Raw genomic sequence first — 7,982 nt, 5'->3', positions numbered from 1 at the left:
GGCGACCAGGTTCCGCAAGCCCCCGACGCTCGTGATCTCCTTTCCATTGAACTCGAGGATGATATCCCCCCTGGCAATTCCGGCCTTTTCCGCAGGGCTCCCCTTCGTAACATCACTCACGAGGGCACCCCTCGCATCCTTGAGCCCGAATTTCTGCGACAGCTCCGGCGTGACATCCTGAATGGAAACCCCGAGCCACCCCCGCACGATTCTGCCCTGCTTCATGAGCTGATCCATGACCAGCCTGGCCATATTGCTGGGAACGGCAAACCCGATACCCTGATATCCGCCGCTTCTCGAAAATATCGCGGTGTTGATACCGATGAGTTCGCCTTTAATGTTCACAAGGGGACCGCCTGAGTTGCCGGGGTTGATTGCGGCATCGGTCTGGATGAAATCCTCGTAGTCAGCGATTCCGACATTCGCTCTTCCGACCGCGCTGATAATCCCCATGGTCACCGTATGGCTCAGGCCGAAGGGATTACCTATGGCGAGTACAAACTCTCCCACCTGCAGTCTGTCCGAATCGCCCCACGGAGCCGTCGGCAGATCGTCTGCCGATATCTTGACCACTGCGATATCTGTCTTCGGGTCCGCACCGACCACCTTGCCTCGAAAACTCCTCCTGTCATACAAGGTGACCCTGATATCTTCAGATTGCTCAACAACATGGTTGTTCGTTATGATATAGCCGTCCTTCGACACGATCACTCCGGAACCGAGGCTCTGCTCCTTCCATTTCTTGGGAAGGCCAAAATCATGGAAGGGATTGAAGAAATCAAAGAAGGGATCTTCCGAAAAGGCCGGCGAATCGCGGCGTATGACTTTCGTTGAAGATATATTCACTACCGCCGGTGACACGGCAGCCACAATTTCCGAAAAGGCCCTGCTCGTCTCGAGGATCTGCGACGGCACGCGCGGAGTAAAAGGCGCGCGGATAGCCTGCGGACCGGTGACCTTTCCGAGGATATAAAAAGATATCCCCCCCAAGAGAAACCCCGTCAGCAAGATCGCCAACCCGATAACAACCCTTTTTCGCATGTTATTAATTATACTAATCAACCGATAACCTTGTAAAGCAAACTTGACCAAATAACGGTCTATGAGATATTCTAACAATCTCTATCACGAGGCGCTTCGTGTGCTCGGCGCAGAACCGTCCGCTGCATGCCCGAAGTGCGGTGAATGACGAGGAGGTCTTCATGATCAAGAGATATCTGCTCGCCCCAGGGCCGACGCCTGTGCCTTCCGAGGCGCTCCTTGCTATGGCGATGCCGATAATACATCACCGGTCGCCCGATTTTCTACCGGTGCTCGATGCTGCAAAGAAAGGGCTTCAGTGGCTCTATCAGACACAGAACGACGTGCTTATCCTCAGCTCATCCGGAACCGGCGGGATGGAAGGATCCGTGAGTAATTTCTTCAGTCCCGGAGAGACGGTTCTCGTGGTAAACGCCGGGAACTTTGGGGAACGTTGGACAAAGATCTGCAATGCATACGGCCTTCGGGTGAGAGAGATAAAACTCGATTGGGGATACGCGGTAAAGCCTGAAATGATCGAGAAGGCCCTGAAGGAAGACCCGTCGATAAAAGGGGTTTTTATTCAGGCCTCGGAGACATCGACGGGGGTCTATCATGATGTTGAGGCCGTCGCCGCCATAGTGAGGAATCACGCCGACAAGATCCTCGTTGTCGATGCCATATCGGCTCTTGTGGCACATGACCTGCGGATGGACGCTTGGGGGATCGACGTATTGATCGGCGGCTCTCAGAAGGGCCTCATGCTTCCTCCGGGGCTTGCCTTTGTAGGCGTAAGCGACAAGGCGTGGAAGTTTGCAGACAGGGCACAATGTCCGAAATTCTATTTCAACTTCAAGAAAGAGAGGGAATCTCTCTCAAAGAACCAGACAAATTTCACGTCCCCTGTGACGCTCATTATCGGATTGAACGAATGTCTGAAGCTCCTCCAGAAAGAAGGGCTCGAGGGCGCCTTCGACCGGCACCGGAGACTTGCGAACGCTACCCGAGAGGCGGTGAAAGCCATGGGGTTGTCACTCTTTTCGAAAGAGTCGCCCAGCAATTCAGTCACCGCGATTAATGCCCCTGCCGGTCTAGACGGTCAGGAGGTTTACAAGAACCTCAGGGTCAGGTACGGGATTACCGCTGCCGGCGGCCAGGGGCAGGCCAAAAGCAAGATATTCCGCATCGCACATCTCGGATATGCAGACACATTCGATATCATAACGGCTATTGCCGGCGTCGAGATGGTATTGAAGTCCATGGGATACCCCATCACGTTCGGGACAGGGGTCGCGGTCGCGGAAGAGCTTCTGTCGAAATAACGAGGAGGATTCATGAAGGTTCTTGTGAGCGACAGTCTATCCCCCAGGGGAATCGAAATACTGAAAAGAGCCGGCCTCGATGTGGACGTAAAGACAGGGATGGCCCCCGAAGCGCTGAAGGCTTCTATCGGCGAATATCACGGCCTCATCATACGGAGCGCAACAAAGGTGACGGCTGAAATCCTCGAATCGGCTGCAAACCTCAAGGTCATAGGGAGGGCAGGCTCCGGGCTCGATAATGTGGATAAGGTCTCAGCAACAAAGAAAGGCATCGTGGTGATGAATACGCCGGGGGGCAATACCGTCACAACTGCGGAACATACGATGGCCCTCATGTTCGCCCTTGCGCGGCAGATCCCCCAGGCTACGACTTCCATGAAGGCAGGCAAATGGGAAAAGAAAAGGTTCACGGGAGTCGAGCTTTATAACAAGACGATCGGCATAGTCGGCATCGGAAACATCGGGAAAGAGGTCGCGAAACGGGCCCTGGCCCTTGAGATGAATGTCATCGGCTACGACCCTTATCTCAGTGAAGAGAACGCTGCCGAGATCGGGATCGAAAAGGTCGAGCTGCCGGCCCTCTTCGGCCGAGCTGATTTCATAACGATTCATACCCCTATTACGGCAGATACGAGAAATCTCATCAGTAAGAAGACGATCGAAGGGATGAAGAACGGCGTGCGTATCATCAACTGTGCCCGGGGGGGGATTGTGAATGAGTCTGACCTCTACGACGCACTGAAGAGCGGAAAGGTGGCGGGGGCGGCGCTCGATGTCTTCGAAAAAGAACCTCCGGAGAATAACCCACTCCTTTCTCTCGATAATCTCATCTGCACGCCCCATCTCGGCGCCTCCACAGAAGAGGCCCAGGAGAATGTTGCCGTGGCCGTTGCCGAACAGGTAGCGGACTATCTGGTCAACGGAGTCATCAGACACGCGGTGAATTTCCCGTCCGTCCCTTCGGAACAGGTCTCTCGGTTACAGCCATACCTGAACCTGGCGGAAAAACTCGGAAGCTTTGCCTCTCAGGCATTCGAAGGAGCCGTAACAGAGATTACCATCGAATACAGGGGGGAGGCCTCCGAACTGAATACCGCACCGGTAACGATCGCCCTCCTGAAGGGCTTTATGACCCCTATTCTCGAAGAGACGGTGAATTTTGTCAATGCTCCCATCATCGCAAAGGAAAGGGGCATAGAAGTCCGGGAGATGAAGAGCGCTGACGCAGGAGACTATCAGAGCACGCTCGTCCTCAGGGTGAGGACGGACGGAAAGGAAAACCAGCTCGTCGGTACCCTCCTGAGCAGGAGGGACCCGAGGATCGTAAAGGTCAATAATTTCCCCGTCGAGATATTTCCGGAAGGGAACATGCTCTTCATCTTTAACAATGATAGGCCTGGGGTCATCGGCAATATCGGATCGTATCTCGGCAAGTGCAATATCAACATCGCGAGGATGCACTTCGGACGGGAGCAGGCAGGGGGGATGGCCATTTCGGTTGTCAGCATCGACGCTCCGATAACGGAGACGCAATTGTCAGAGATGAAGACGATGCCGAATATCCTTTCCCTGAAGGTTATCGCCCTTTAATTTCAATGCGTCGGGCATTCGCGGAATTCAAGAACCTGAGCGGGAAATCCTGAACAACTTCATAGAACCGGACTTCGGAATCGTTTCGAACTTTTGAGATTGGTTTTTGTTCCGAATTCAGGTATGATGATTTTTATTCCCCGAGAAGAGGAGAGGTAAGAGATGTCAGCTGTCGTTATTGTCGGCGCACAATGGGGAGATGAAGGCAAAGGAAAGATCGTCGATGTCCTTACGGAAGAGGCGGACGTTGTCGCTCGGTATCAGGGCGGCCACAATGCGGGACATACCGTCGTTATCAGCGATGAGAAGTACGTCTTACATCTCATTCCCTCCGGCATCCTTCACAGGGACAAACTCTGCGTCATCGGGAACGGAGTCGTCATCGAACCCTCAGCCCTCTTGAGGGAGATCAAGGATCTCAAAGAACGCGGTATAGACGTTGACAGGAACCTCCTCATAAGCAAGAACGCCCACCTGATTATGCCCTATCACGTGGCTCTCGACAATGCCCATGAGAACGGAAGAGGTTCTAAGAAGATAGGGACGACGGGCAGGGGCATCGGCCCCACGTATGTCGATAAGATCGGGCGGCTGGGGATACGGGTTGTGGACCTATACTCGCCGAAGATCTTCAGAGAGAAACTTGAAGGAAACCTCGCTGAGATAAATTTTACCCTTAAGAACCGATACGGAACTGAAGGGTTCAGGGCTGAAGAGATCTTCGATACGTACCTGAAATTCTTCGAAACACTTTCCCGGTATGTTGCCGATACGGATATCATCATCAACGACATGATTTCGAAGAAGAAACGGGTCCTTTTCGAGGGCGCACAGGGGACGCTCCTCGATATCGATCACGGCACGTATCCTTTCGTTACGTCCTCCAGCGCGGTCGCCGGCGGTGCGTGCACCGGGCTCGGGGTTGGCCCGACTAAGATAGCGAAGGTCATCGGGATTGTTAAGGTCTACACAACGCGGGTCGGAGAAGGGCCCTTCCCCACCGAACTCAACAATGCCATCGGAGAGGGCCTCAGGAAGAGAGGCGGAGAGTTTGGTGCCACGACAGGAAGACCCCGGAGATGCGGCTGGCTCGATTTTGTGGGATTACGTCACGCTTCGAGGATCAACGGCCTGACAGGGATCGCCCTTACAAAGCTCGACATTCTCGACGGCCTCGATAAGATCGCGGTCTGTGTTGCTTACAAACACGGGAACGCTCTCTATCAGGATTTTCCGAAAGAATTTTCCGTCCTCGAGGAATCCGAACCCGTATATGAAGAGATGGAGGGATGGAAAGAGCACACCACCGGCATTAAGGAATTCAAGGAACTTCCGAAGAATGCCCGGCGTTATATTAAGAAAATCGAGGAGACCCTCGGCGTTTCCGTTGATCTCATCTCTACAGGCCAGCGGAGAAACGAACTCATCATCCTCGGGAAACAGTTCTAAATGTCTGATGCCGTATCCCGAAGGATCATAAAGAGACTCGAAACTACGTTCTCCTCAGGTGATTCAAAATACCGTGGGATATCGAGCGATCTTTCCGCGAGCGGACTCTTTATTCGTACCCAGCACGGTCTCGTACCCGGAAGTATCGTAGACATAGAACTCTATCTTCCCGACGGAAAGATCTGCATCCTCAAAGGAACCGTTCGGAGAACGGTAAAGACCGGGATGTCTTCTCTCTTTAAAGACGGGATGGGTGTCGAACTGATCGAGCAGGATTCGAATTACCGAGAGTTCTTGAAGTCTCTTGACTCTCCCGGCGAGAAGTACGAGCGTGGCAGCCAGGAATCCGCCAGTGCCGAACAGGCCGAAGAGATGATAAAAGAACCAAAAGGAGGCTCGGACTTCATACTCCTCCCTTGCCCCTCTTGCAAAGTCCAAAACAGGGTCCGACGGGATAAACTTTCGATACCCCTGAGGTGCGGGAAATGTGGAGAAGCATTAAACAGAGGGGATATCCGGTAGCGTCCCTTTCCCTGGCCGCGCTCTACCCGTCCAGATGTCCTGTATGTAACAATCACTCCGATTCCCTGTCTTACGCACCAATCTGTAGGGATTGTTGGTCGGGCATAGAGAGATACCGCGGCCCTTCCTGCCGGATCTGTGCGGTTCCTCTCTCGTCCGAATGCTCCCTTGTCTGCGGGGATTGCCTCTCTCGCAAGCCCTCTTTCTCATCGGTGCTGAACTTCGGCCTTTACTCCGGTACCCTTCGGGAGGCTATCCATCTGCTCAAATTCAACGGAGTCAAAAGGCTTGTCAAACCCTTAGGAGGGTTCCTTCATGAGCTCACCTTCCCTGCCCTCGATGGAATAGTTCCCGTTCCTCTAAGCAAGAGTGCGCTTCGGCAGCGGGGCTTTAACCAGACCCTTCTCCTTGCGAGGGTGCTGGCACGGAGACTCGAGATTCCGCTCTGCATGAATGCCCTGCACAAAAGGAAAGATACCCCGGCGCAGATAGGTCTTAAGGCAAAGGAGCGGCTCGCAAATCTGAAAAATGCTTTCGAGGTTGTCGAGCCTGTTGCGGGCAAACAATTGCTCCTTCTTGACGACGTCATGACAACCGGCGCCACGGTGAGGGAATGCTCGAAAACCCTTGTGAAGGCGGGCGCCAAAGAGGTGGTTGTGGTCACCCTCGCCCGGTCCTCGACGGACTGATCTTCTCAGCCATCATCATGCAAGTGTTATAATAACTAATACGCCATGCGATATAATTCATTCGGCAGATTTACAAAGGAAAGGTTTGGCACTTCGGTTCACAAGGTGAATGTGGATGCGGGGTTCACCTGTCCGAATAGGGACGGAACTCTTGGGGTTTCCGGCTGCATTTACTGCAACAACGACAGTTTCAGGCCCGGCTCGTGCAGACCGGCGCTTTCTATTAAGGAACAGGTGCGGAACGGCATCGAGTATCTCAAGAGAAGGTACGGTTCCGAAAAGTTTATCGTTTACTTCCAGCCCTTTACGAACACGTATGCACCGGTTGAAGAGCTCGAACGCATTTACCGGGAAGCGCTGACCGAGCCTTCGGTAATGGGGCTCGCAATCGGCACACGGCCTGACTGCATCGACCGGGAAAAGATCGCTCTCCTCGAGTCTCTCGCCTCACGGTACTTCGTACTCGTGGAATACGGACTTCAATCAATGTACGACAAGAGCCTTCGGTTCATCAACCGGGGACACGATTACAGAACCTTCTTAAACGCTCTCACAATGACGGAGGGGAGGGGCATCGAGATCGGGGCACACATCATTGTCGGATTTCCGACAGAGACGCGGCAGGAGACCCTCTCGATGGCTGGAGCGCTTTCAGCGCTTCCTTTAGGCTTCTTGAAGATTCATCAACTCCAGATAGTCAGGGACACTCCCCTTGCCTCCTTCTTCGGCGAAAGTCCTTTTCCCGTCTTCGGTTACAAGGACTATCTTAATTTTGTGGTCGATTTTCTCGAGAGGTTGTCCCCTGAAATCGTCATTCAGCGGCTTTTTGCGACTGCGCCCGATTCGATTCTTATAGCACCGAAATGGGAGAGGAACAGGAGTGAAATGCTTCGCGATATCACCCGGCTCCTGATAGAGAGAGATACCCGCCAGGGCAAGAAATTCGTTGCTCCTAGCAGACACGCACGGCTGCAAAATACTCCCCTCTGAAAGCGGTTTAGATACACGTCACGTAGCATTTCCCGTCCTTCTCCACAAAGGGCGGATGTTTACAAGCAGGCAAATGATATGGTATAAATCATAGCTGAATTGTAGGGAGCTTTTGCTTCTCTTTTGGGGAGTCGTCCAATGGCAGGACGGCAGACTCTGGATCTGCTTATAGGGGTTCGAATCCTCTCTCCCCAGCCACTGGTCCCATCGTCTAGAGGCCTAGGACGTGGCCCTCTCAAGGCTAAAACACGGGTTCGAATCCCGTTGGGACCGCCAATAAAATCAAGGGGTTGCATATCCGGAGACAACAAAGTTTCGCTTAGACAACAAAGTTTCGCTTAGACAACAAAGTTCTTAAAATCTGCCATAAGGAACGTCTTTGGACATACAATAAAGTTTC

At 53.1% G+C, this 7,982-nt stretch carries 7 protein-coding genes and 2 tRNA genes; 8 read left to right on the top strand and 1 reads right to left on the bottom strand.

Annotated elements, in window-relative coordinates; translation table 11 throughout:
• A partial coding sequence (locus tag VEI96_01380; protein ID HXX56634.1) for a Do family serine endopeptidase occupies positions 1-1,041 on the bottom strand: 1,041 nt, incomplete at its 3' end.
• A gap of 161 nt (positions 1,042-1,202) precedes the next feature.
• On the opposite strand from VEI96_01380, the gene VEI96_01375 reads away from it, so the two are divergent.
• From VEI96_01375 to VEI96_01340, 8 genes are all read left to right on the top strand, one after another.
• A complete protein-coding gene (locus VEI96_01375; protein HXX56633.1) occupies positions 1,203-2,342 on the top strand; it encodes an alanine--glyoxylate aminotransferase family protein in 1,140 nt (379 codons plus the stop codon).
• Between the two features lie 12 nt (positions 2,343-2,354).
• Positions 2,355-3,932: a phosphoglycerate dehydrogenase gene (gene serA / locus VEI96_01370; GenBank protein HXX56632.1), complete on the top strand. Its 1,578-nt coding sequence runs from the start codon at positions 2,355-2,357 to the stop codon at positions 3,930-3,932.
• 162 nt (positions 3,933-4,094) lie between these two features.
• The gene (locus VEI96_01365; protein HXX56631.1) at positions 4,095-5,381 is read left to right on the top strand and encodes an adenylosuccinate synthase; all 1,287 of its coding nucleotides are present in this window, start codon (positions 4,095-4,097) and stop codon (positions 5,379-5,381) included.
• Positions 5,382-5,903: a PilZ domain-containing protein gene (locus tag VEI96_01360; GenBank protein ID HXX56630.1), complete on the top strand. Its 522-nt coding sequence runs from the start codon at positions 5,382-5,384 to the stop codon at positions 5,901-5,903. It abuts the gene before it with no gap.
• Positions 5,867-6,592 carry a ComF family protein gene (locus VEI96_01355; protein HXX56629.1) on the top strand — a complete coding sequence of 242 codons (726 nt, stop codon included), beginning with the start codon at positions 5,867-5,869 and terminating at the stop codon, positions 6,590-6,592. Before VEI96_01360 ends, VEI96_01355 begins: the two co-directional genes overlap by 37 nt.
• Positions 6,593-6,637: 45 nt before the next feature.
• Positions 6,638-7,582 carry a TIGR01212 family radical SAM protein gene (locus tag VEI96_01350; GenBank protein HXX56628.1) on the top strand — a complete coding sequence of 315 codons (945 nt, stop codon included), beginning with the start codon at positions 6,638-6,640 and terminating at the stop codon, positions 7,580-7,582.
• A gap of 124 nt (positions 7,583-7,706) precedes the next feature.
• A tRNA-Gln gene (locus VEI96_01345) sits at positions 7,707-7,780 on the top strand.
• 2 nt (positions 7,781-7,782) lie between these two features.
• A tRNA-Glu gene (locus tag VEI96_01340) sits at positions 7,783-7,858 on the top strand.
• Positions 7,859-7,982: the final 124 nt, after the last annotated feature.

The organism is Thermodesulfovibrionales bacterium (assembly GCA_035622735.1).
Lineage (GTDB): Bacteria > Nitrospirota > Thermodesulfovibrionia > Thermodesulfovibrionales > UBA9159 > DASPUT01.
Note: the sequence above shows the minus strand (reverse complement) of the source record. Positions and strands in the feature narration are given on the sequence as shown.

What these genes read in the sequence shown, in the direction of transcription:
- VEI96_01375 (HXX56633.1), top strand. Translation starts at nt 1,203, where the DNA reads ATGATCAAGAGATATCTGCTCGCCCCAGGGCCGACGCCTGTGCCTTCC.
- serA (HXX56632.1), top strand. Translation starts at nt 2,355, where the DNA reads ATGAAGGTTCTTGTGAGCGACAGTCTATCCCCCAGGGGAATCGAAATA.
- VEI96_01365 (HXX56631.1), top strand. Translation starts at nt 4,095, where the DNA reads ATGTCAGCTGTCGTTATTGTCGGCGCACAATGGGGAGATGAAGGCAAA.
- VEI96_01360 (HXX56630.1), top strand. Translation starts at nt 5,382, where the DNA reads ATGTCTGATGCCGTATCCCGAAGGATCATAAAGAGACTCGAAACTACG.
- VEI96_01355 (HXX56629.1), top strand. Translation starts at nt 5,867, where the DNA reads ATGTGGAGAAGCATTAAACAGAGGGGATATCCGGTAGCGTCCCTTTCC.
- VEI96_01350 (HXX56628.1), top strand. Translation starts at nt 6,638, where the DNA reads ATGCGATATAATTCATTCGGCAGATTTACAAAGGAAAGGTTTGGCACT.